19 protein-coding genes are annotated in these 23,337 nt (G+C 52.3%); 10 read left to right on the top strand and 9 right to left on the bottom strand.

Annotated features, from left to right (window positions below):
- Window positions 1-275: 275 nt before the first annotated feature.
- On the top strand, window positions 276-1,748 hold the full coding sequence (gene dtpB / locus OGY19_RS02820) for a dipeptide/tripeptide permease DtpB (RefSeq protein ID WP_115601337.1): 1,473 nt from the start codon (window positions 276-278) through the stop codon (window positions 1,746-1,748).
- 86 nt (window positions 1,749-1,834) lie between these two features.
- Here dtpB and OGY19_RS02815 read toward each other — a convergent pair whose 3' ends face one another.
- Window positions 1,835-2,338 carry an RrF2 family transcriptional regulator gene (locus OGY19_RS02815; protein ID WP_048213629.1) on the bottom strand — a complete coding sequence of 168 codons (504 nt, stop codon included), beginning with the start codon at window positions 2,336-2,338 and terminating at the stop codon, window positions 1,835-1,837.
- A 231-nt stretch (window positions 2,339-2,569) separates the two neighbouring features.
- On the opposite strand from OGY19_RS02815, the gene OGY19_RS02810 reads away from it, so the two are divergent.
- Complete coding sequence (locus OGY19_RS02810) at window positions 2,570-3,769, top strand: NAD(P)/FAD-dependent oxidoreductase (RefSeq protein WP_286596221.1); 1,200 nt, start codon at window positions 2,570-2,572, stop codon at window positions 3,767-3,769.
- A 104-nt stretch (window positions 3,770-3,873) separates the two neighbouring features.
- Here the strand turns inward: OGY19_RS02810 and rsmJ are convergent, their stop codons facing one another.
- Together rsmJ and prlC are read right to left on the bottom strand one after the other, a co-directional pair.
- Window positions 3,874-4,623: a 16S rRNA (guanine(1516)-N(2))-methyltransferase RsmJ gene (gene rsmJ, locus OGY19_RS02805; RefSeq protein ID WP_101742792.1), complete on the bottom strand. Its 750-nt coding sequence runs from the start codon at window positions 4,621-4,623 to the stop codon at window positions 3,874-3,876.
- 134 nt (window positions 4,624-4,757) lie between these two features.
- Window positions 4,758-6,800, bottom strand: a complete 2,043-nt coding sequence (gene prlC / locus OGY19_RS02800) for an oligopeptidase A (protein ID WP_115601335.1) — start codon at window positions 6,798-6,800, stop codon at window positions 4,758-4,760.
- 208 nt (window positions 6,801-7,008) lie between these two features.
- Between prlC and OGY19_RS02795 the strand changes: the two genes are divergently transcribed.
- On the top strand, window positions 7,009-7,851 hold the full coding sequence (locus OGY19_RS02795) for a 23S rRNA (adenine(2030)-N(6))-methyltransferase RlmJ (RefSeq protein ID WP_115601334.1): 843 nt from the start codon (window positions 7,009-7,011) through the stop codon (window positions 7,849-7,851).
- A gap of 104 nt (window positions 7,852-7,955) precedes the next feature.
- On the top strand, window positions 7,956-9,308 hold the full coding sequence (gorA, locus tag OGY19_RS02790) for a glutathione-disulfide reductase (RefSeq protein ID WP_115601333.1): 1,353 nt from the start codon (window positions 7,956-7,958) through the stop codon (window positions 9,306-9,308).
- A gap of 66 nt (window positions 9,309-9,374) precedes the next feature.
- Here gorA and dinQ read toward each other — a convergent pair whose 3' ends face one another.
- Entirely contained in the window at window positions 9,375-9,458 is an 84-nt protein-coding gene (dinQ, locus tag OGY19_RS02785) for a damage-inducible type I toxin DinQ (protein WP_003837776.1), read from the bottom strand.
- 27 nt (window positions 9,459-9,485) lie between these two features.
- Here dinQ and OGY19_RS02780 point away from each other — a divergent pair, with 27 nt between their 5' ends.
- Window positions 9,486-9,617: a hypothetical protein gene (locus tag OGY19_RS02780; protein WP_005122496.1), complete on the top strand. Its 132-nt coding sequence runs from the start codon at window positions 9,486-9,488 to the stop codon at window positions 9,615-9,617.
- Window positions 9,618-9,840: 223 nt separating this feature from the next.
- On the opposite strand, the gene OGY19_RS02775 is transcribed toward OGY19_RS02780, so the two are convergent.
- Window positions 9,841-11,235, bottom strand: coding sequence for a cytochrome-c peroxidase (locus OGY19_RS02775; protein WP_061066775.1), 1,395 nt, complete (start codon window positions 11,233-11,235; stop codon window positions 9,841-9,843).
- Window positions 11,236-11,662: 427 nt separating this feature from the next.
- Here OGY19_RS02775 and OGY19_RS02770 point away from each other — a divergent pair, with 427 nt between their 5' ends.
- Window positions 11,663-13,312 carry an alpha,alpha-trehalase gene (locus tag OGY19_RS02770; RefSeq protein ID WP_115601332.1) on the top strand — a complete coding sequence of 550 codons (1,650 nt, stop codon included), beginning with the start codon at window positions 11,663-11,665 and terminating at the stop codon, window positions 13,310-13,312.
- 38 nt (window positions 13,313-13,350) lie between these two features.
- Here OGY19_RS02770 and OGY19_RS02765 read toward each other — a convergent pair whose 3' ends face one another.
- The gene (locus OGY19_RS02765) at window positions 13,351-14,940 is read right to left on the bottom strand and encodes an STY4199 family HEPN domain-containing protein (protein WP_101742795.1); all 1,590 of its coding nucleotides are present in this window, start codon (window positions 14,938-14,940) and stop codon (window positions 13,351-13,353) included.
- A gap of 412 nt (window positions 14,941-15,352) precedes the next feature.
- Between OGY19_RS02765 and OGY19_RS02760 the strand changes: the two genes are divergently transcribed.
- Complete coding sequence (locus OGY19_RS02760; RefSeq protein ID WP_115602372.1) at window positions 15,353-15,703, top strand: glycoside hydrolase family protein; 351 nt, start codon at window positions 15,353-15,355, stop codon at window positions 15,701-15,703.
- A gap of 18 nt (window positions 15,704-15,721) precedes the next feature.
- Here the strand turns inward: OGY19_RS02760 and OGY19_RS02755 are convergent, their stop codons facing one another.
- A complete protein-coding gene (locus tag OGY19_RS02755) occupies window positions 15,722-16,324 on the bottom strand; it encodes a helix-turn-helix transcriptional regulator (RefSeq protein WP_061066778.1) in 603 nt (200 codons plus the stop codon).
- Window positions 16,325-16,690: 366 nt separating this feature from the next.
- The gene (locus OGY19_RS02750) at window positions 16,691-17,449 is read right to left on the bottom strand and encodes an SDR family NAD(P)-dependent oxidoreductase (RefSeq protein WP_048213637.1); all 759 of its coding nucleotides are present in this window, start codon (window positions 17,447-17,449) and stop codon (window positions 16,691-16,693) included.
- A gap of 119 nt (window positions 17,450-17,568) precedes the next feature.
- Between OGY19_RS02750 and OGY19_RS02745 the strand changes: the two genes are divergently transcribed.
- The 3 genes from OGY19_RS02745 (at window position 17,569) to OGY19_RS02735 (ending at window position 21,160) form a co-directional block, all read left to right on the top strand.
- Window positions 17,569-18,468 carry a LysR family transcriptional regulator gene (locus OGY19_RS02745; RefSeq protein ID WP_061068776.1) on the top strand — a complete coding sequence of 300 codons (900 nt, stop codon included), beginning with the start codon at window positions 17,569-17,571 and terminating at the stop codon, window positions 18,466-18,468.
- Window positions 18,469-18,538: 70 nt separating this feature from the next.
- A complete protein-coding gene (gene yhjD, locus OGY19_RS02740) occupies window positions 18,539-19,537 on the top strand; it encodes an inner membrane protein YhjD (protein ID WP_048213638.1) in 999 nt (332 codons plus the stop codon).
- Between the two features lie 300 nt (window positions 19,538-19,837).
- Entirely contained in the window at window positions 19,838-21,160 is a 1,323-nt protein-coding gene (locus OGY19_RS02735) for an MFS transporter (protein WP_048213639.1), read from the top strand.
- Window positions 21,161-21,253: 93 nt separating this feature from the next.
- Here OGY19_RS02735 and OGY19_RS02730 read toward each other — a convergent pair whose 3' ends face one another.
- On the bottom strand, window positions 21,254-23,314 hold the full coding sequence (locus OGY19_RS02730; RefSeq protein WP_286596220.1) for an AsmA family protein: 2,061 nt from the start codon (window positions 23,312-23,314) through the stop codon (window positions 21,254-21,256).
- Between the last annotated feature and the right edge of the window lie 23 nt (window positions 23,315-23,337).

Genomic DNA, 23,337 nt, shown 5'->3' with positions numbered 1-23,337 from the left:
GGCCGTCGGGAGATAACCCGGCGCGCTGCAAGTCGTTAAGCCTGTAAACGCCCGCCTGCGCGGGCGTTTTTGTTTTTATCATTCAGACACAATTAGTACATCAATCCAACAAATAAATCATAATTAGTGTGATCAACTAATTGGATCGAAAACTATCTCTATAATAATCTACCCTTACGGCTAATCGCCGCAGTCTATAACAAAATAAGACTTTTTCGGCGCGTTTAAGCATACGCGTTCATACTTTTCGGGATGGCTTTGAAAGGCGAAGGAATATGAATACTACTGCACCTACGGGCTTGCTGCAGCAACCTCGTCCGTTCTTCATGATCTTCTTTGTGGAATTATGGGAACGATTTGGCTATTACGGCGTTCAGGGCATCCTGGCGGTATTTTTTGTTAAGCAACTCGGATTTTCTCAGGAACAGGCATTTGTCACCTTTGGCGCGTTTGCGGCATTGGTATACGGCCTGATATCCATCGGCGGCTACGTCGGCGACCATCTCTTAGGGACCAAACGCACGCTGGTACTCGGCGCCATTGTGCTGGCGATCGGCTACTTCATGACCGGGATGTCACTGCTTAAGCCCGACCTGATTTTTATTGCTTTGGGTACCATTGCCGTCGGTAACGGGCTGTTTAAAGCCAACCCGGCAAGCCTGCTGTCAAAATGCTATCCGCCGAAAGACGCCCGTCTGGACGGTGCTTTCACCCTGTTTTATATGTCGATTAACATCGGTTCGCTGCTGTCACTGTCACTGGCGCCGGTGATTGCCGATAAGTTTGGCTACGCAGTGACCTACAACCTGTGCGGAGCCGGGCTTATCGTTGCACTACTGGTCTACTTTGCCTGTCGTGGCATGGTGAAGAATATCGGTTCAGAGCCGGACCATAAGCCGCTGAATTTCCGTAACCTGCTCTATGTGCTGGCCGGTACGGTTGTGATGGTCTTTATCTGCGCCTGGCTGATGCACAATGTACAGGTTGCCAACCTGGTGCTGATCGTCCTGTCGATTGCCGTAACTATCATCTTCTTCCGCCAGGCATTCAAACTGGATAAAACCGGGCGCAACAAGATGTTCGTGGCCTTTATCCTGATGCTGGAAGCGGTGGTGTTCTACGTGCTGTACGCGCAGATGCCAACTTCGCTGAACTTCTTTGCTATCAATAACGTGCACCATAAAATTCTTGGTTTCGCCATCAACCCGGTAAGCTTCCAGGCGCTGAACCCGTTCTGGGTGGTACTGGCGAGTCCGGTGCTGGCCGCTATCTATACCCGTCTGGGAAACAAAGGCAAAGACCTGACCATGCCGATGAAGTTTACGCTTGGCATGTTCCTGTGCTCACTAGGCTTCCTGACTGCCGCCGCAGCCGGGATGTGGTTTGCCGATGCTCAGGGGCTGACGTCGCCGTGGTTTATCGTGCTGGTGTATCTGTTCCAGAGCCTGGGTGAACTGCTGATTAGCGCCCTGGGGCTGGCTATGGTCGCCGCGCTGGTGCCACAACACCTGATGGGCTTTATTCTTGGGATGTGGTTCCTGACGCAGGCAGCAGCCTTCCTGATGGGGGGTTACGTCGCAACGTTTACCGCAGTACCGGAAAACATTACCGACCCACTCCAGACGCTACCTATTTATACTAACGTGTTCAGTAAGATAGGCCTGGTGACCCTGGCGGTAACGGTTGTAATGGCGATTATGGTGCCATGGCTGAACCGCATGATTAATACACCGAGCACCGAGCAATAACCTTCAGTGCCGGATGGCGGCTATTGCCCTATCCGGCCTACATTCAATATGCCCGATCGCCTTGCGCTATCGGGCATTTTAACTCGCTATCCTTTGCGAGCATCAATCCACTCCTGTACTTCCACCACGAAGGTATCTGGCGCTTTGCGGTACATTTTGCGCGCCAAGTCCAGAATCGTATGCTGGCCAAGCGCTTCTTCCATGCGCTGCTGCGCCATGTCCATGACCGAGCGCACACCGCAAATACCTTCACAAGCCCACTGGGGCGGATGCTCCTCAAAAACGGCTAAACGCTGGCGAATTTCACGACATTCAAAAATACGCTTATCGCCATCTATGGCATTGACCACATCCAGCACGGTGATGTCTTCCGCGGGTTTGGCCAACTGGAACCCGCCGCCCTTACCCTCGATACTGCGCACCAGACCTGCTTTCGACAGACGGGTGAAGATTTTTGCCAGATAGTCATACGGCACGCTTTGTAGTTCGGCAATTTCCCGCACGCTCATATCCCGCGCGTCGCCTTTGCTATCGACCATACACATCAGGCTATGGATGCCGTACTCAACCCCGGAACTGTAAAATGCCATTTTTTATCTCAGCCAAAATGAATCTGAGTTTATTGTAGCTTTTTCATCTAAGGCATTCCAGATAACAGAGCAACCCCGCATGAACATAAAAATATAAATAGATATTTATCAAACAGATAATAAAACACCCTGGCGTAATACTGAAAAAAGGATCAGGATCGCATTGCAATCCTTAACTACGACAAATAAAATCCGAGTAAATGATTCGTAGTCACCAGTGAGAAAAAACCAATGCATAAACAAATTCTGATCGTGGGCGCCGGCTTTGCCGGTATGTGGGCAGCACTAAGCGCCGCGCGACTGGCGGACAAACACCAGCAGACCATTGATATTACGGTGATTGCGCCACAGCCAGAGCTGCGTGTCCGCCCGCGCTTTTATGAAAGCGCCGTGCAAACCCTGGTCGCACCACTGCAACCGCTGTTTGACGTTACTGGCGTCAACTTCCTGCAAGGTCACGTCGAGCAGATCCTCCCGGACTCTAAAGAGGTGAGCTGGAAAGATGCCAACGGTGACATTCATCTGCGCCGCTACGACCGCCTGGTGCTCGCCAGCGGCAGCCACGTAAACCGCGATATCGTTGCCGGTGCCGCCGAGCACGCGTTTGACCTTGACCAACTTGAAAGCGCCGCCGTCCTGGAGCAGCACATTAACGATCTGGCATTACAACCGGAAAGTGAGGCTCGCAATACGGTAGTGGTCTGCGGCGGCGGCTTTACCGGCATTGAAATGGCGCTGGAATTACCAGGTCGTTTGCGAGAAATATTGGGCGCTGATGCTAAGACCAGAATTGTCGTAGTTGAACGCGGCGCTCAGCCAGGCGGACGCTGGAGCCAGGAATTACGCGACGTGATTATCGAAGCCTCCGCTGAACTGGGCGTTGAATGGCGGGTGAATACGGAAGTGGAGTGCGTAGATGCGTCCGGCGTAACGCTGAAAGATGGGCAGACCATTGCCTCACAGACCGTTATCTGGACGGTTGGCGTACAGGCAAACGGGTTAACGGCGCAAATTGACGCACCGCGCGATCGTCAGGGCCGTCTGCATGTAAATGCCAATCTGCAGGTTGTAGGTCACGATGATATATACGCCACTGGCGATGTGGCTTACGCCGCCACCGATGATAAAGGTAATCACGCGCTGATGACCTGCCAGCACGCTATTTTGCTGGGCAAATTTGCCGGAAATAACGCGGCAGCCAGCTTGCTAAACGTTGCGCCACTGCCGTACCGTCAGGAAAACTACGTCACCTGTCTGGATCTTGGCGCATGGGGTGCGGTGTATACCGAAGGATGGGATCAGCAGGTGAAACTGACGCGTGCAGAAGCGAAAAAGCTGAAGGTATCTATTGTCAGCGAGCTGATTTACCCGCCGAAGGCGGACCGCGCGGTAGCGTTTGAGATTGCCGATCCGCTGGCTCCATTCGTGTAGTCGAATCGCCGGATGCGGCTACCGCCTTATCCGGCCTACTAACGGCACCGAACTGTAGGCCTGATAAGCGCAGCGCCATCGGGCACTATAGCTCACCATCTGGCCTATGCCGTTCCCGCATAAATATCAAACCGATGCCCTTTCGTGACTACCGCATTGGGTGTCGCCACATCAGCGAGCGGCGGCGCGTAATCCGGGCGCTTCACCACGACACGTTTAGTCGCCAGCTGACGTGCTGGCGCCAACAAACCATCGGCATCTAAGTCTGGCCCCACCAGCGACTGAAACACGCGCATCTCTTTTTTCACCAGCGCGCTTTTCTGCTTATGTGGAAACATCGGGTCGAGATACACCACCTGCGGGCGCGGCGTAATATCCGTTAACGCCGTCAGGCTTGAGGCGTGAATCAACTGCAAACGCGCCTGCAACCACGGGCCAATTTCCGGGTCGGCATAGCCGCGCGCCAGGCCATCGTCGAGCAGTGCCGCAACCACCGGATTACGTTCCAGCATCCGTACATGGCAGCCCACCGAGGCCAGTACAAACGCATCGCGTCCCAGCCCGGCGGTCGCATCGACCACGTCCGGCAGGTAATCGCCTTTAATGCCGACCGCCTTCGCCACCGCTTCACCGCGGCCACCGCCAAATTTGCGCCGATGGGCCATCGCACCGCCGACAAAATCAACGAAAATGCCGCCGAGTTTCGGCTCATCACGCTTGCGCAGCTCCAGGTGTTCCGGCGTCATTACCAGCGCCATCAGGTTATCTTCATCGTGTTCCAGCCCCCAGCGGGCGGCCAGAACAGATAAGGCGCCGTCTCCGGCGCCTGTTTCATCAATTAAGCAGATTTTCAATTCCGCTTTACCCTAAATAATTCGAGTTGCATCAAGACAACAAGTGAAGGAATCCCTGGGAACGTACAAATAGTACGTGACCAGGGTGAGTGAGCGCAGTTGCCGAAGAGGCAGCTTGAAGTATGACGGGTAAATCAGCCTTTAATCCCGTAATGCTCAAGCATCGCATCAAGCTGTGGTTCACGACCACGGAAGCGTTTGAACAGCGCCATAGGCTCCTCAGAACCCCCACGGGTAAGGATGTTATCGAGGAACGATTGTCCGGTTTCGCGGTTGAAAATCCCTTCATCTTCAAAGCGAGAGAACGCGTCCGCCGCCAGGACATCAGCCCACAGATAGCTGTAGTAGCCTGCTGCGTAGCCGCCCGCAAAAATATGGCTGAAGGCATGTGGGAAACGGCCCCATGTCGGCCCTGGCACCACAGCAACCTGCTTTTTAATCTCTGCCAGGGTTTCAAGGATTTTCGCCCCCTGCTGCGGGTTAAATTCCGCGTGCAGACGGAAATCAAACAGGCCGAATTCCAGCTGACGCAGAATAAACAGCGCCGCCTGGTAGTTTTTCGCTGCCAGCATTTTATCCAGCAGTTCCTTCGGCAGCGGTTCACCGGTCTCAAAGTGACCAGAGATAAACGCCAACGCTTCCGGCTCCCAACACCAGTTTTCCATAAACTGGCTCGGCAGTTCGACCGCATCCCATGGCACACCGTTAATACCGGAAACGCCCGCGGTTTCGATACGGGTCAGCATATGGTGCAGACCGTGGCCGAACTCGTGGAACAGGGTAATCACTTCATCGTGGGTAAACAGCGCAGGTTTGCCGTTCACAGGACGGTTAAAGTTACAGGTCAGGTAGGCGACCGGTTTTTGCAACGAGCCGTCACTTTTACGCATCTGGCCGACGCAGTCGTCCATCCACGCCCCGCCGCGTTTATGTTCACGGGCATACAGGTCGAGGTAGAAGCTGCCGCGCAGCTCGTTGTTTTCGTCGTACAGCTCGAAGAAACGAACTTCCGGGTGCCAGACGTCAACATCGGTGCGCTCTTTGGCAGTGATGCCATAAATACGTTTAACCACTTCAAACAGGCCGTTAACCGCTTTGTTTTCCGGGAAATATGGGCGCAGCTGCTCGTCGCTGATGCTGTAGAGGTGCTGTTTTTGTTTCTCGCTGTAGTAAGCGATATCCCACGGCTGCAGCTCATCAACACCAAATTCCGCTTTCGCGAAGGCGCGCAACTGAGCCAGCTCTTTCTCCCCCTGCGGACGGGCACGTTTCGCCAGATCGGTCAGGAAGTCGAGGACCTGCTGCGGGTTTTCCGCCATTTTGGTAGCCAGAGATTTAAAGGCGTAGCTTTCAAAGCCCAGCAGCTGTGCCAGTTCGTGGCGCAGCGCGAGGATCTCTTCCATTATCGGGCTGTTGTCCCATTTGCCCGCATTCGGCCCCTGGTCAGACGCGCGCGTGGAGTAAGCGCGATACATCTCTTCACGCAGCCCCTGGTTGTCACAGTAGGTCATCACCGGCAGGTAGCTTGGGATATCCAGCGTTAACAGATAGCCTTCCTGCTCTTTGGCTTGCGCCTGAGCCTTCGCCGCAGCCAGCGCGCTTTCCGGCATACCAGCCAGCTCGGCTTCATCGGTGACTAACTTCGTCCAGCCCATCGTGGCATCCAGCACGTTATTGCTGTACAAGTTGCCGAGCTCAGACAGGCGGGTGGCGATCTCACCATAGCGCTGCTGTTTTTCCTTCGGCAGACCAATACCAGAAAGCTCAAAATCGCGCAGCGCGTTATCGACCGCTTTTTTCTGCGCGGTGTTCAGGGTGGCGTAATGATCGCCATCACGCAGGTCGCGGTACGCTTTGTACAGGCCTTCATGTTGTCCAACCCAGGTGCTGTATTCAGACAGCAGCGGCAGCGTTTGTTCGTAGGCTTCGCGCAGTTCCGGGCTGTTTTTCACCGAGTTCAGATGGCTGACCGGAGAGAAAATACGCCCCAGCACGTCGTCAACTTCCGCCAGAGGCTGGCAGAGATTTTCCCAGGTGTACGGCGCGCCCTGCGCAACCACGCGTTCAACGTTTTCGCGGCAATCGTTCAGCGCCTTAGTGACGGCAGGCACAACGTGCTCAGGCTGAATTTTAGAAAACGGCGGCAGTTCGAAGGGAGTCAGCAATGGATTGGTCATTAGCGCGGTCCTGTTGAAAAGAGTGAATGAAGCGCGTATCCGGCGCTGTGCATATTAATTTGTACAATGGGGTTAAGTGTAGAGGATTTCAATGCTAACCGTGACGGAAAGACGCCCGGTGGTGCTGCGCTTACCGGGCCTACGGGTAATCTGTGCCGATCTGCTGTAAACTGTGGCAAATCGTCATTTCAGCGGAATTTCATTACCCATGCTCAGTTATCGCCACAGTTATCACGCAGGCAACCACGCCGACGTCCTGAAACACACCGTCCAGAGCCTGATCATCGAGTCGCTCAAAGAGAAAGAAAAACCGTTTCTCTATCTGGATACCCATGCTGGCGCTGGCCGTTATCAGCTGAGCAGTGAGCATGCCGAACGTACCGGTGAATATCTGGAAGGGATCGCCCGTATCTGGCAGCAGGACGATTTGCCAGCCGAACTGGAACCCTACATTGGCGTGGTGCAGCACTTCAACCGCAGCGGTCAGTTGCGCTACTACCCTGGCTCTCCGCTGATTGCCCGCCAGTTGTTGCGTGAGCAGGACAGCCTGCAGTTAACTGAACTGCACCCGAGCGACTTTCCTCTGCTGCGCGGCGAATTCCAGAAAGATGAGCGCGCGCGCGTGGCCAAAGCCGATGGTTATCTGCAGTTAAAAGCGAAATTACCGCCGGTTTCCCGTCGCGGGCTGATCCTTATCGATCCACCCTACGAAATCAAAAGCGACTACCAGGCGGTGGTCACCGGTATTAACGAAGGCTACAAGCGTTTCGCGACCGGCACCTATGCGCTGTGGTATCCGGTGGTTCTGCGCCAACAAATCAAGCGCATGATCCACGATCTCGAAGACACCGGCATCCGCAAAATTCTGCAAATTGAACTGGCGGTGCGCCCGGACAGCGATCAGCGCGGTATGACAGCGTCCGGCATGATTGTGATTAACCCGCCGTGGAAGCTGGAGCAGCAGATGAACAACGTCCTGCCGTGGTTGCACAGCAAACTGGTTCCGGCAGGAACCGGTCATACCTCGGTAAGCTGGATCGTGCCGGAGTAATCGCAGCCATCGGTGGAACCTTTTAATATCAGGTATACAATCGCGAATATTTTGGCGGATGGCGTAACGCTTCTCCGCCCTACAATGAACATGAAGGAGCGGTCATGACCAAGCACTATGATTACATCGCTATTGGCGGCGGCAGCGGCGGTATTGCCTCCATTAACCGTGCGGCAATGTACGGCCAGAAATGCGCGCTGATTGAAGCCAAAGAGCTGGGCGGCACCTGCGTTAACGTTGGCTGCGTACCGAAGAAAGTGATGTGGCATGCCGCACAAATCCGCGAAGCGATCCATATGTACGGCCCGGATTACGGTTTCGACACCACCATCAATAAGTTCGACTGGGATAAACTGATCGCCAGCCGTACCGCCTATATCGATCGCATTCATACCTCGTACGACAACGTGCTGGGTAAAAATAACGTCGATGTCATTAAAGGTTTTGCCCGCTTCGTGGACGCTAAAACCATTGAAGTGAACGGTGAAACCATTACTGCCGATCATATTTTGATTGCTACCGGCGGTCGCCCGAGCCATCCGAACATTCCGGGTGTGGAATACGGGATCGACTCCGACGGTTTCTTTGAGCTGCCCGCGCTGCCGAAGCGCGTTGCGGTCGTCGGCGCAGGTTACATCGCTGTTGAACTGGCAGGCGTGATTAACGGCCTGGGTGCCCAAACGCATCTGTTCGTGCGTAAACACGCGCCGCTGCGTAGCTTTGACCCGATGATTGTCGAAACCCTGGTTGAGGTGATGAACACTGAAGGCCCGACCCTGCATACTCACGCGATTCCGAAAGCGGTCGTTAAAAACGCTGACGGCAGCCTGACCTTGCAACTGGAAGATGGTCGTAGCGAAACGGTAGATTGCCTGATTTGGGCAATTGGTCGTGAACCAGCCACCGATAACTTCAACCTGGCAGTTACTGGCGTAAAAACCAACGAAAAAGGCTACATCGTCGTGGATAAATTCCAGAACACCAGCGTGCCGGGTATTTATGCCGTCGGCGATAATACCGGCGCCGTTGAGCTGACGCCGGTTGCCGTTGCCGCGGGCCGTCGCCTGTCTGAGCGTCTGTTTAACAACAAACCGGAAGAACATCTGGACTACAGCAACATCCCGACCGTGGTCTTCAGCCATCCGCCAATTGGCACCGTAGGCCTGACCGAGCAGCAGGCTCGTGAACAGCACGGCGATGACCAGGTGAAAGTGTATAAATCATCGTTTACCGCGATGTACACCGCCGTCACCTCACATCGTCAGCCGTGCCGCATGAAGCTGGTTTGCGTCGGTCCGGAAGAGAAGATTGTCGGTATTCACGGTATTGGTTTTGGAATGGACGAAATGCTGCAAGGCTTCGCGGTCGCACTGAAAATGGGCGCAACCAAGAAAGACTTTGATAACACCGTTGCGATTCACCCAACGGCAGCAGAAGAGTTCGTTACCATGCGTTAATCGCACTTCATGAGTGTTAAAGGGCAAAGAGGGGTTAGCTCTTTGCCCTTAGTTACGTTTCCGCTATCAGTTCAAAAGTTGCAGCAGATAGCGGATCAGCTCCAGCAACGCGATTAACGCACCCAGAACGATGATTGCTTTATCAATCACCCGTTTTCTCCATCAGATGGAGTGAGAATGCACCCACTTACTCATCCATTGCCTGTCACGGGGCATGCTCCATTGTTAGATGATAACTATCTCACTCCGGCCAGAGCATCGGCCAACGGCACCACCCGTTTCGCCGATCAGGACTTAGAAAGCGTTTAGCGCGCGTCCGGAAGGGATAAGTTACAGAGCCAACTGGATAAGTATACAGTTCTTTTAATCGTAACTGCCAGCGCATTCTTGCAATAGTACCGTTAAGGTAATAGGATTGAAGCGTTAGATGATAACTATCTCACTTCGGCCAGAGCCACCAACTCGGGCTGAAGCGTAAAAAAACCGACGTGAAGTCGGTTTTTTTACGTCCGAATCAGGACCAGGGCAAAGTCTATTTACCCTGCATATACGGCGTATACACCCCGTTCAGACTCTCAAGGAACGCCACGATATCGTCAATATCTTCCTGCGGCAGTTCTTTACCCACCTGATAACGCAGCATCAGTTTTACCGCACCATCAAGTGTTGGCACATCACCGCGATGGAAATAAGGTGCAGTCAGCGCAACATTACGCAAGCCAGGGACTTTTTGACGCAGCTTGTCACGTAATTCATTAGTGACGTTCATGCGGCCAATATCTGCGGCAGTGACCTCGCCGAAGTTAAAGTCCTTTTTCAAACCCAATGGTTCAAATGAACGTCCGCCTAAAATAATACCGCCATGACAGGTTGCGCACTTATTATCTTTAAACAACTGATAGCCATGTTTCTGCTGGGCAGTTAACGCCGCTTCATCACCACGTAGCCATTTATCAAACGGCGAATTTGGCGTAATCAGCGTTTTCTCAAACTCAGCAATCGCATCGGTAATATTATCTCCGCTGAATCCCTGCGGATAAACCGCGATAAACTCTTGTTTGAGTTGCGGATCCTTATCCAGTTTCTGGATAATTTCATCCCAGGATTTAGACGCCATCTCGATAGGGTTCAACGGCGGGCCGCCTGCCTGCGCCTGCAATGTTGGTGCTCGACCATCCCAGAATTGTTCCACATTGAAGACCGAGTTAAATACCGTCGGCGCATTGATAGGGCCAACCGCGCCGCCTACGCCGATTGACGTTTTGCGGCCATCCACGCCGCCTGCGTTCAGGGCGTGGCAGTGCGCGCAAGAAATCGTGCTGTCACCGGAAATACGCGGGTCGTGGTAAAGCGTAAAGCCCAGCGCCACTTTGCGGGCATCGGTCGGGATATTTTCCGGTATCGGCTGCACAGGCTCATTACGATGCTGCGCAGCGGTATCGTTACTGGCGTAATACTGCTCGCGTTGTTTTGCAATCCAGCCCAGGATCTCTGCTCGCTCCGTATCGCTTACCTTGCCAGCCCAGTGCAGCGCGGTATAACGCGTTGGCGGCATGGTGTCGTACTGCATCACCCATTCAATTTTATTCAGATCGCTTTGCGAAACGGGTTTATCCGCGACCAGTGCCGCACGCACGGCTTCAAGATTGAAGGATTTATATCCCAGTTGAATATCGTAATTCATCAACTGTTTAGCGACAGGAAAAGAAGAATAGAAAGGTAATTCCGCTGAAGGGGTATGACAATAATCGCATCCTTTTTCGCGTAAAAACCCTAATACTTTATTATTTTCTTCCAGCGTAGAGGCCTGAACATCAGCCTGTTTACTCCGTTGATTATCGTGATACCACACATAACCGGATAATCCAAAATAACAAATCACGACGCCAGCTATAGCTATCGCGGTAAGACGGGTAATGATTTTCATTATTTTACCCTCACCGTTGTGAGTTATTGTGACCCAGAAAAATTAGAATAATGAGTGCATAGTCTTTATCAGACTTAACCATCATAGAAAGTAAGGGATTTATTATTTTGATAAGTATCAAGCAATTACATGGGGGATAACTATCAATAGAATAGCCTGTGCCTATTACGGAGATAAGCTGTTATGGTTTTCCGTTCACAACTCGTTGCAATCGAATGTTCTGAAAATGAAATATCTTCAGGTCACGCAGGATTATGAATTCTTCATTATATTCATTGGGATAGTCTTATTTTCTAAATAATATGCAGCACTAAAATGTGATCAACCGCACGCTTTACTCACCAGACACCGAAGCGAATGTCTACGCTTAACTGACGACCGGGCAATAGCCTTAATCTTTCAACGTCCATCGGAGGTCTTTCTCATTATGCTCAACCAGAAACTACCCCACGCCCCTTCAGAAGAAATGACGATCGATATCGATCTGCTTTATGAAATGGATCCGTGCGAGTTAAAGCTGGATGAAATGATTGAGGCAGAGCCAGAGCCGGAGATGATTGCAGGGTTACCCGCGTCAGATGCGTTAACCCCCGCCGATCGTTACCTCGAGCTGTTTGAACACGTCCAGTCATCCAAACTATTTGCTGATAGCAAAACCTTCCCTGATTGTGCGCCCAAAATGGACCCACTGGACATTTTAATCCGCTATCGCAAAGTTAAACGCCACCGCGACTTTGACCTGCGACGCTTTGTCGAGAACCATTTCTGGCTGCCGGAAACCCCCACCAGCGAATATGTGTCCGATCCGGCAAGCTCGCTGAAAGAACATATCGATCAACTGTGGCCTGTGCTGACGCGCGAGCCGCAGGATCATATTCCCTGGTCTTCGCTGCTGGCGTTACCGCAGTCATATATTGTGCCCGGTGGACGTTTTAGCGAAACCTACTACTGGGATTCCTACTTTACCATGCTGGGTCTGGCAGAGAGCGGCCGCGAAGATCTGCTGAAGTGTATGGCGGATAACTTTGCCTGGATGATTGAAAACTATGGTCACATCCCCAACGGTAACCGTACCTACTACCTGAGCCGTTCGCAGCCGCCGGTCTTTGCGCTGATGGTGGAACTGTTTGAAGAAGATGGCGTGCGCGGCGCGCGTCGCTACCTTGAACATCTAAAAATGGAATACGCATTCTGGATGGATGGCGCCGATTCCCTGGTGCTCAACCAGGCCTACCGTCACGTGATCAGAATGTCGGACGGCTCTCTGCTCAACCGCTATTGGGACGATCGTGATACGCCGCGCGATGAGTCCTGGCTTGAAGACGTAGAAACGGCTAAGCATTCAGGCCGACCACCTAATGAGGTATATCGGGATTTGCGCGCGGGCGCGGCCTCCGGCTGGGATTATTCCTCGCGCTGGCTACGCGATGCAGGCCGCCTTGCCAGCATACGCACCACTCAGTTCATCCCGATTGATCTGAACGCCTTCCTCTACAAGCTGGAAAGCACCATCGCCAATATTTCCGCGCTGAAAGGCGACAAAGAAACGGAAGCGCAGTTTCGCCAGAAAGCCAGTGACCGCCGCGATGCGGTGAACCGCTATCTGTGGGACGATGAAAACGGCTGCTATCGCGATTACGACTGGCGGCGCGAACAAATGGCCCTTTTCTCTGCCGCCAGTATTGTGCCGCTGTATGTCGGTATGGCAACACATGAACAAGCCGACCGACTCGCCAACACGGTACGCAGCCGCTTACTCACGCCAGGCGGGATTTTAGCAACCGAGTATGAAACCGGCGAGCAGTGGGATAAACCCAACGGCTGGGCACCGCTGCAGTGGATGGCGATTCAGGGGTTTAAACTGTATGGCGATGACCATCTCGGTGATGAAATTGCCCGTAACTGGCTGAAAACAGTTAATGTTTTTTATCATGAACACCACAAGCTAATTGAAAAGTACCATATCGCTGACGGCACGCCGCGCGAAGGCGGCGGCGGGGAATATCCGCTGCAGGACGGATTTGGCTGGACGAATGGCGTGGTGCGCCGATTAATCGGTTTGTACGGTGAACCGTAAATGTCTGACGGCCTGATGCCACGAAATGCATCGGGCCGTTAGTTAATGGCATCGTACAGCGCGGTGTGGATTTTCTGCCATTTTTTGTTCTCTGCATTTGGATCTGCGCGCACACGCAGTTGGGCCTGTTCCATATCATACTGCTGACGAGCAACGACCTCCGGTGTCGAGCAGAAACTTTGTAGGTAGCTTTTATGCAGTGACGTCAGTGATGCGCCATTCGACATGGCATGACTGAGCGTAGTCATAAACTGCTGGCAGGGTTTAGCCTCATCCATCTGTGAGGGATACCGCAGCAGCAGCTTCAGAACTGCGGTGTTCCCCGCGGAAAATGCCTGCTCCGTCCACGCCAGCTTCCAGTCCATACCTCCTTGCAGGAACAGCGACGTGACGCGGGTATCGTTGCGATCGATAGCCGCCCGCATATTAAAGGTATCCCATGTAATGCCCATCCGGGTCACCGATTCTCGCGCAGAAGGCGCATCACGCCGCGGCTCTTCCTGCACTATCTCAACAGTTTGCCCTGAAGATGCTTGCGGTGCAGGTGCATTGAATAGCCAGAAAGCGCCCAGCGAGATCGCCAGAACCATAACACCGACAGCCACCCACAACATGCCGGAAATCAGCTGTTCGCGCTCTTCGGCCGTACGCTGCGCTCGCTTCTCAGGAGGATCGATACTGTCAGCAATTTCCTTTTTATCGCCTCCAGCCTGCTCGTCTTTTTGCCTTGCCGTTTCCCAGAATTGACGAACCGTCGACTCATCAGATTCCAGATACGATGCAGGATTGATACGCGTTCGGCGCTCTTCAAACGCTCGCTGCACAGAATGCGTAATTTGTTGGTACTGGTAATTTAACAGCATCAGCTGTACTGACGTCAGCGGTTGCTGAGCAATGACAGCGTTTCGCGCCTGTCGGCAATCATCCAGAAACATTCGCAGCGTTAAGCGCGGTTCGACAAACAGCATCAACACTGACGTATCATTAAAAATCTGCGTAAAGTGGCGAACAAATAGTTTCTTATCGACCACCATCAACGCCAGTTCGCTAAACAACATGCCGTCCAGCGCATCACGTCCTTCGCCCAGCTTTAACCAGCGACGCAAGCGTTCGGCACCAAAGTGCTGCTTCAGAAAACTGTTTAGCGGATGCTGATCTGGCCATACCCGTGCGACGAGGGCTTTGAGCGTTAACTCTATTGCGCGAAGCTGACGCTGCGCCCGCATCTGCGCATCCTGCCCCCCGATGTCGATATCGGTTTGATAGTTCAGGAGCGGCTGTTGCTGGCGTAATTGCTCCAGTGCTGCTACAAAACGCAGCGCGGAAATCAGCTGGTTTTCACTGACATCCTGACCGCTTTCATACTGAGGCACACTCTGTTGAAGATGGCGTAAACGCAACGTGAACTGGCTGAGTTGCGCATCATTCATCTGCAAGCGTCTGGCGACAGCCCCCCAACCGCCCAGATTCAGTCGGGCCTGATCGAGTTGCTCCAGAAACCAACGCGGATCTTTGCCCTCTGCCACATGTACGCCTAACAGCAGCAAAATTTCCACCGACGCCTGACGGATGATCCCCAAACAGTGTTCAAATGGCGCACATGTCGCCTGTAACGCGCTATTGGTCATTATCTTCCCTAAAAGAGCCCAGAAAGGTGCGGCCTCACGATGTATTTCGTTATCTTTTTATAAACGTGGCACAGCGCAGAATTATGCCGCTGTAGACTAGAACACATTCATATAACAAATAAATGCGTTTTGCAGTGACAACGGCAAAATCATTGAAATTTATTCTGGAGATAAATCCGTGTCGGTGTTGAAAACAGCGCGACTACCCCTCAATGACGGGGGGTGACTGGTTATGCCTGGCGATACGCAATAGCATATCGGGAAAAGTGCCTGAGATGACAGGATGTTTAGCCGGTTACAACGTGAATGCCGCCCCTTAAGTCGTAAGGCGTTTATGGCCAAAAATGGCCATATGGCAACTACGTCTGCTGATAATTATCTTTATACTGTTTTTCTTTTAAGAGAAATCATTATGCCGCATCGCGCCGCTCACTTTACCTCCGCCGGTATTGCATTTATCAAGCAATGGCAGGGCCTGTCGCTGGAAAAGTATCAGGATAAAAATGGTGTATGGGTCATTGGCTACGGGCATGAAATTACACCCGATGAAACCTTTATTGCCCCCATTTCAATGGCGCAGGCAGAATCCCTGCTGCTCACAGATCTGGATATCTGCCAAGCATTAATACGCACAAATAAACCTCAGCTTAACGACCCGTTTCAACAAGAAGTCTTTATTGCGTGGATGCTAAGTGTTGGGATAACGCGCTTTTGTCACGCAGAAAGGTGGCCGGTTAATATTTCACAGCCAGATAGCGTCTGACCGTGAAATAAATATCAATTATAGAAATTCATTTAACATCATTGCCGCCTGAGTACGGTTTTTAACTTCCAGGCGCTGATAAAGTGACTCAAGGTGGGCTTTTACCGTTCCGGTACTGATATTTAACAGCCGACCAATTTGTTTATTTGACTCACCAGCCGCCAGCATGGTCAGGATCTCCCGCTGGCGGGCGCTTAATGTTTTTATATTTTGCCGACTGCTATCGTTTGTCGCTAAGTGATCCCTGGGAAGAAACATCATGCCCATCGCAACGCTGTTAAGCGCCAGAGTAAAGGTTTCTGCATCAGAGTCACGCGGCACAATGGCCAGCACGTTTAATTGCGTCACATCCTGCAGCCATTTCTTACTGCAATCAGTGGCAGAGATCAGCACCTTCACCGTTGAAAAAGAGTGTGCAATCTGTTGCAGCAAGCTGCAGCAAAACTCACCGTCGAGATCACCGTCCAGCATGAGCAGCGCATCTGGGGTATTTTCCAGTTTTTGCCAAAGGTCATCTGCCTGACTGACACCCTGAACATTCACTCCTGGAATTCGTTGCTGCAAACTTATATTCATTCCATGAATAAATATTGACTGCCTGTCAAACATTATTACCTGCATTATTAACTCTCCGTCTAAAAAATAGTAGTCTTGAGACGCGAAAGGGTATTCTTCACGAGGAAAAATAATAACTCACCATTTGGCAGGGGTCATTCTACCGATAAGCGAAGAATAAAAAAGCAAGAGTTATGAAAAGTTACAGCTCAAGAAAAAGGATTACACAAAGCGGGCAGAACAGGATAGATTTCTGAGACATTCCTCATTTATCGAGGGGCAGAATTCCTTATTAATATTAATTTTCAGAGAATACATTTTTAGCTGAAAATAAGATATCCTGAAAAAATAATAAATATGTTACAAATTACAATATAGCATTAAGTGCTCATTCAACAGCTACCGCAGCCTATTGAATAAGCACGTTGCACGTTACAGGAACATCCCGCCAGATACCTCAATACGCTGTGCAGTCATCCAGGCGAGTTCATCGCTGAGCAACGCGGCGATGGCATCACCGATATCATCCGGTAACCCGACGCGTCCCAGCGCCGTTTGCGAGGCAATATATGCATTCAGTTGCGCGTTATCACGCACATTCCCACCGCCGAAATCAGTTTCAATCGCGCCCGGCGCAATAATATTTGCCGTAATACCGCGTTCCCCCAACTCTTTAGCCTGATACCGGGTAAGCACTTCCATCGCCCCTTTCATGGCGGCATAGGCGCTGTAGCCCGGTAGAGCAAAACGCGCCAGGCCGGTCGAGACATTGAGGATCCTTCCCCCCTTGTTCATCAGCGGAAGAAGACTCTGCGTCAGGAAAAATGGCCCCTTAAACTGGATGCTCAGCAATTGGTCAAATTGCGCTTCGGTGAATGCAGAGTACGGCGCAGTAATGCCGATTCCGGCGTTGTTCAATAAATAATCAAACCCTTCGCTTTGCCACTGTGCCTTTAAGGTGTGCTTCATCTGTTCAACGAAGGATGGGAAAGTTGAAATATCCCCGACATTTAACGGTAATGCCGCTGCTTTTCCACCAGATTGCCGAATTTCATCCACAACCTGCTGCGCCTCTTTTTCATTGCTGTTCCACGTCAGGACGATACCTATTCCTTTGTTCGCCAGCTTAAGTGCCGCGTTTTTACCGAGCCCACGACCGCCACCGGTCACTAATGCGATACGTTGCGTCATAAGAAACCTCATTTCAGATGTTGTGATGATTGAGACAAAGCTTATTAGGTGGTAGAAGAACAATAAATATCGCTAATTGCGCATTACTGTTTCATTCAGAACAACAATAGGGCATGGGAATGGATAAAATTCACGCAATGCAGTTGTTCATCCGCGTCGCAGAACTGGAGAGTTTTTCGCGTGCGGCAGACACCCTTGGACTTCCTAAAGGTAGCGTATCGCGCCAAATCCAGGCCCTGGAAAATCATCTGGGTACGCAGCTTCTGCACCGCACTACCCGCCGCGTTCAGCTCACACAAGACGGCATGATCTATTACGAACGTGCAAAAGATCTGTTGAGCAATCTGGATGAACTGGATGGGTTGTTCCATCACGATCCAGCCAGTATCAGCGGTAAGCTGCGCGTCGATATGCCGGTTGGCGTGGCGAGAAATCTGGTCATGCCCCGCCTGCCCGTCTTTTTGCATCAGTATCCAGGGCTGGAGCTTGAACTCAGCAGCAGTGACCGCCTGGTAGACTTAATTCGTGAGGGTTTCGACTGCGTCGTACGCGTTGGCACACTGAAAGATTCGGGGCTGATTGCCCGACCGCTGGGGAAACTCACGCAGATTAACTGTGCCAGTCCACAGTATCTGGCCCGCTTTGGTTATCCGGAAAGCCTGGAGGATTTGGCCTCACATGCCGTGGTGCATTATTCGGTCAATTTGGGAACACGCGCACAGGGCTTCGAGGTGGCTACAGACAATGGGACTGCATGGGTAAAAACGGGCGGCATGCTGACCGTGAACAGCACAGAAACCTATCATGCGGCATGTCTTGCCGGGCTGGGCATTATTCAGGTACCACGCGTCGGGGTGCGTGAAGCCCTTCGCGCCGGTACGCTGGTTGAAGTGTTACCGCAATATCGGGCCGAACCCATGCCCGTTTCTTTGCTCTATCCACATCGCCGGAACCTTTCCCGCCGGGTACATCTGTTCATGGAATGGTTGACCGGTGTGATGAAAGACTATGTGGATTAGCCCATTTTTCGGGAAGTGGGTCTGAGCGGCTATAATGTCATGAGTAAACAAAATAAGGACTACCGATCGGATGACGCAGGAACACGACGCAAAGCACCCTACGCCTGAACAACAGCAAACCGCCACAACGCCGGTGAAAAACGCCACAGCGAACCAGGCGCTGAAAACAGTCATAACCTTCGCAGATAAAATTCAACGTCAACCTGTTATCGCCCACCTGATCCGCGCAGCAGAGCGTTTTAATGACCGAATGGGAAATCAGTTTGGCGCAGCCATCACGTATTTCTCGTTCCTGTCGATGATCCCTATCCTGATGGTGTCGTTTGCGGCGGCCGGTTTTATTCTCGCCTCACACCCCACGTTATTACAGGATATCTTCAGCAAAATATTGCTCAACGTTAGCGATCCGACGCTGGCCTCGACGCTGAAAAACACCATCAATACTGCCGTTCAGCAACGTACCACCGTGGGTCTGGTGGGGCTTGGAATCGCCCTCTACTCTGGTATTAACTGGATGGGAAACCTGCGCGAAGCTATTCGTGCACAGTCGCGGGACCTCTGGGAACGCACACCGCAGGATCAGGAAAAAATATGGGTTAAATACCTGCGTGATTTTGTCTCATTGATTGGATTGCTGATTGCGCTGATCGTTACGCTGTCGATTACCTCCATTGCCGGTTCTGCCCAGCAAATGATCATCTCGGCACTGTATCTCGACGGTATTGAGTGGCTGAAACCCGCGTGGCGATTGATTGGTCTGGCGATCTCCATTTTCGCCAACTATTTGCTGTTCTTCTGGATTTTCTGGCGGCTACCGCGTCACCGACCGCGTAAGAAGGCGCTGATTCGCGGAACATTTATTGCGGCTATTGGCTTTGAGGTGATTAAGATCGTCATGACCTACACGCTGCCATCGTTGGTAAAATCCCCCTCCGGCGCGGCGTTTGGTTCGGTGCTTGGGCTGATGGCATTCTTTTACTTCTTCGCGCGTTTGACCCTGTTCTGCGCCGCCTGGATTGCCACAGCGGAATACAAAGACGACCCGCGTATGCCGGGGAAAACGCAATAGCCACCGCCGGATTAGTTGTGAATTGCCGGATAAGCGCAGCGCCATCCGGCAATTATAATGCCGCCTGCTCTCACCGATTTAGTGAATAAATCCAGAACGTAACTTTTATTTAACCAAAAACCAGTTTTATCAACTAAGTTTTAAATTGTGTGAAGCATTTCATGGAAGTGAAATCTCAAGCCTAAAAATTATCCCCTTTTTGCTCCATTTTTGACCGATCTCAAAGTTTGTTACAGATTGAAATGTCTCTTTTGCTGTGCGTAATATGGCCTTTCGTTCGACCCAAAATAAGAAAATATTATGCAAGCAACCGCCACAACACTCGATAACGAACAAGAACACGCCCCGGTCAATTCGCGCAATAAAGTCGTCGTCGCTTCGCTCATCGGCACTGCCATTGAGTTCTTCGACTTCTATATTTACGCGACCGCGGCGGTGATCGTGTTCCCCCACATCTTCTTCCCGCAGGGTGACCCCACGGCGGCCACACTACAGTCGCTGGCTACCTTTGCTATCGCCTTCGTGGCCCGCCCGATCGGCTCCGCCGTATTCGGCCATTTCGGCGATCGTGTTGGACGTAAAGTCACGCTGGTTGCTTCACTGCTCACCATGGGGATTTCAACGGTTGTGATTGGCCTGCTGCCGGGCTATGAAACAATCGGCATTTTCGCCCCCTTGCTGCTGGCGCTGGCGCGTTTTGGTCAGGGTTTAGGTCTGGGCGGTGAATGGGGCGGCGCGGCGTTGCTGGCAACGGAAAACGCACCACCGCGTAAACGCGCGCTGTACGGTTCATTCCCGCAGTTGGGTGCGCCTATCGGTTTCTTCTTCGCTAACGGCACGTTCCTGTTGCTCTCCTGGCTGTTGACCGACGAACAGTTTATGAGCTGGGGCTGGCGCGTGCCGTTTATCTTCTCTGCCGTACTGGTCATTATCGGTCTCTACGTCCGTGTTTCTCTCCACGAATCGCCGGTATTTGCCAAAGTCGCCGCAGCGAAAAAACAGGTGAAAATCCCGCTGGGTACTCTGCTGACAAAACATGTTCGTGTGACGATCCTTGGCACATTCATCATGCTGGCGACCTATACACTGTTTTATATCATGACCGTCTATTCGATGACGTTCAGCACTGCCGCAGCCCCCGTAGGGCTTGGCCTGCCGCGTAATGAAGTGTTGTGGATGCTGATGATGGCGGTTATTGGCTTTGGCGTTATGGTACCAGTGGCTGGCCTGCTGGCCGATGCGTTTGGTCGTCGCAAGAGCATGCTCATCATCACCACGCTTATCATTCTGTTTGCGCTGTTTGCCTTTAAACCGCTGCTCGGTTCTGGCAATCCGGTGTTGGTGTTCGCTTTCCTGTTGCTTGGCCTGAGCCTGATGGGTCTGACATTCGGCCCGATGGGGGCACTGCTGCCGGAGTTGTTCCCGACTGAAGTGCGCTATACGGGAGCGTCGTTCTCATACAACGTCTCGTCAATTCTCGGTGCCTCTGTTGCCCCTTATATTGCCGCATGGCTGCAGGGGAACTACGGTCTGGCGGCGGTCGGTACGTATCTGGCATCGATGGCGGCTTTAACGCTGATTGCGCTGCTGTTAACCCATGAGACACGGCATCAATCGCTGTAATTTGATTGCCTGATGGCGCTATGCTTATCAGGCCTACAGACTGCAATCCCCCGTAAGCCGGATAAGGTGTTTACACCGCATCCGGCGCGCTCATCACTTCTTCATCTGCGACAGGATCGTCCGGCACTGATTCGTTTCGTTTTCAGACGGAGAAATTAGCGCCAGCAGCGCCGCCGCTGGCGTAACCAGCGTTGCCAGCGCGGCAGCCACCGCACCGCGTGCAATCAGCGGCCCGGCCTTCACGCCAGCCTGTGGATTTTTAAAGGTCCCACGGACATACAGCGGCGAACGCAGGGTAATAATACGAATGCCTTTGCTCTCCGGGTCGATGGTTAAATCCAGTTGCTCAGATGCAAAGCTTGCAGTCCCGGTCACGTTGATCACCGCGTTTTCCGTGTCGAACGCGAAAATTTGTGGGCGCGCGATGCCATTGACGATATCCAGATTTGCCACTGCGCAGTTCACCCGTACTTCGTCATCACCGAATATTTGTCCGACGATATAGTTACCCAGATTCAACCCAACGATCTCCATCAGATTGCGACTGACCAATCCATCATTCATCAATAGCTTCAGGTTACCGTTGCTGTTACCCAGCAGCGCAGCCACTGAATTTCCGCTACCGCTCAACCTGGCGTCACCGTTCATCTCACCGAGCGTTTTCTGCATCAACTCCACGTCCGGCATCAGTGCTTTTAGCTTCAGGCGGCGAGCCTGAATATCCGCCTGCCCCCGCATCGGCTTTTTATCCCCTTCCAGATGAATGCTGGAAACAATACTGCCCCCTGCGAGGCCAAATTTCAGTGGCTGCAGGCGCAAGTCAGCTTTTTTCAGGAGGATATGGGTGGAGAGATCGCTGATTGGCAGGCTACTGCCGTGTTCGATACGCCGTCCTTTGAAACGCACATCAGCATCCATTACGTTCCATTTGTCGGTTTCAAAACGGTCATACGGCAACACCTTGTCAGCAGGCTGAACGCTCTTCTCACCTTTGCGCTGTTCAGATTGTTTTGCCCGTTCTGCCCCTTTGCCTGAATCCACACCGATCAGCGGCCCCAAATCCGCCAGCCTCAGCTGGCGTGATTCCACATCGCCCTTCAGCATGGGTCGCGGCTTGCCGGTGGTGTAGGCCAGCGTCCCGTGAATATCGCTATCGCCAATGCGACCATTAAAATGGCGGTATTCAAAAAGAGAGGACTTTTCCGGATCGATTTTCGCCACCAGACGCCCGTCCGTTTCAAACGGTGGTGTATCCGGTAACAGCACACCGGTCAAATCGTATAAATCCCCAAGTGAATCCCCAGAGAATTTAAGCCGTAGATCGACACCGCCCATATTCATCGGGTCATTTATCGTGCCGCTAAATACCACGCGCGTGTTGCCCGAGCGAAAGTCTGCCTGTATCGGAAAAGGGGTACCTTCGCCACGTAACGCCAACATCCCGCCAATTTTTCCCGTTCCGGTTAGCGGCTCACCGTTGTAGCGGCCCTGGGCTTTCAGACCAAAAATGTAATCCTCAACGCTGGCGCCCCCTTCTTTGCTGTTGGTGCCTGTCACTTCGCTAAACGGTAACGGCTTGCCTAGTGGATCGACCAGGATCTCAAGCTCCGACTTCGTCACCTTATCATTAACAGCGATACGCCCTTGATCGAACAGAATGTTATCCAGCCTGAAAGACCACGCGGGTGGCGGCGCATTGGGATCGCGTTTTTCATCCCCGGCGAAGTTAAAGGTCCAGTTGTTGTTTTTCTCCGACAACCGAATGAGCCGCGCATCGGGTTTCACCATCTTGACCCACGGGAGCCAGACGGTTTTTGTCAGCAGTGCCAGTGGGGCGAGCGTAGCTTCAACACGCGGGAGATGCACCATGGTAACGTCGGGAATATCTGGCGGGTTGCCGAGGATGATATCTTCAGCATGAACATGCGGCCACGGAACCCAACTGCGCCAGCCGGTTTCCTGCTTCTGGCGTTCCCAGACGACGCCCAGATCACCGCGTATGGCGAATGGACGGTTGAGTTCAGTAGAGACTTTCTGGTTGATGGTCGGTTTGAGCCGGTTCCAGTCAAATGTCGCAATCACAATGATGAGCACGACGATCAGCAACAAGAAAAACCCTACTACGGATGCGGCTATTTTGCTTGTTTTCGTCACGTTTTCCTCCTGACCTCCTCCCT

Origin of the sequence: Citrobacter sp. Cy070 (assembly GCF_030332245.1) — a bacterium.
GTDB lineage: Bacteria > Pseudomonadota > Gammaproteobacteria > Enterobacterales > Enterobacteriaceae > Citrobacter > Citrobacter youngae.
The sequence above is the reverse complement of the archived record's forward strand: the minus strand, read 5'-3'. Positions and strand labels throughout refer to the sequence as shown.

What these genes read in the sequence shown, in the direction of transcription:
- dtpB (WP_115601337.1), top strand. Translation starts at nt 276, where the DNA reads ATGAATACTACTGCACCTACGGGCTTGCTGCAGCAACCTCGTCCGTTC.
- OGY19_RS02815 (WP_048213629.1), bottom strand. Translation starts at nt 2,338, where the DNA reads ATGGCATTTTACAGTTCCGGGGTTGAGTACGGCATCCATAGCCTGATG.
- OGY19_RS02810 (WP_286596221.1), top strand. Translation starts at nt 2,570, where the DNA reads ATGCATAAACAAATTCTGATCGTGGGCGCCGGCTTTGCCGGTATGTGG.
- prlC (WP_115601335.1), bottom strand. Translation starts at nt 6,800, where the DNA reads ATGACCAATCCATTGCTGACTCCCTTCGAACTGCCGCCGTTTTCTAAA.
- OGY19_RS02795 (WP_115601334.1), top strand. Translation starts at nt 7,009, where the DNA reads ATGCTCAGTTATCGCCACAGTTATCACGCAGGCAACCACGCCGACGTC.
- gorA (WP_115601333.1), top strand. Translation starts at nt 7,956, where the DNA reads ATGACCAAGCACTATGATTACATCGCTATTGGCGGCGGCAGCGGCGGT.
- OGY19_RS02780 (WP_005122496.1), top strand. Translation starts at nt 9,486, where the DNA reads ATGCACCCACTTACTCATCCATTGCCTGTCACGGGGCATGCTCCATTG.
- OGY19_RS02775 (WP_061066775.1), bottom strand. Translation starts at nt 11,235, where the DNA reads ATGAAAATCATTACCCGTCTTACCGCGATAGCTATAGCTGGCGTCGTG.
- OGY19_RS02770 (WP_115601332.1), top strand. Translation starts at nt 11,663, where the DNA reads ATGCTCAACCAGAAACTACCCCACGCCCCTTCAGAAGAAATGACGATC.
- OGY19_RS02765 (WP_101742795.1), bottom strand. Translation starts at nt 14,940, where the DNA reads ATGACCAATAGCGCGTTACAGGCGACATGTGCGCCATTTGAACACTGT.
- OGY19_RS02760 (WP_115602372.1), top strand. Translation starts at nt 15,353, where the DNA reads ATGCCGCATCGCGCCGCTCACTTTACCTCCGCCGGTATTGCATTTATC.
- OGY19_RS02755 (WP_061066778.1), bottom strand. Translation starts at nt 16,324, where the DNA reads ATGCAGGTAATAATGTTTGACAGGCAGTCAATATTTATTCATGGAATG.
- OGY19_RS02750 (WP_048213637.1), bottom strand. Translation starts at nt 17,449, where the DNA reads ATGACGCAACGTATCGCATTAGTGACCGGTGGCGGTCGTGGGCTCGGT.
- OGY19_RS02745 (WP_061068776.1), top strand. Translation starts at nt 17,569, where the DNA reads ATGGATAAAATTCACGCAATGCAGTTGTTCATCCGCGTCGCAGAACTG.
- yhjD (WP_048213638.1), top strand. Translation starts at nt 18,539, where the DNA reads ATGACGCAGGAACACGACGCAAAGCACCCTACGCCTGAACAACAGCAA.
- OGY19_RS02735 (WP_048213639.1), top strand. Translation starts at nt 19,838, where the DNA reads ATGCAAGCAACCGCCACAACACTCGATAACGAACAAGAACACGCCCCG.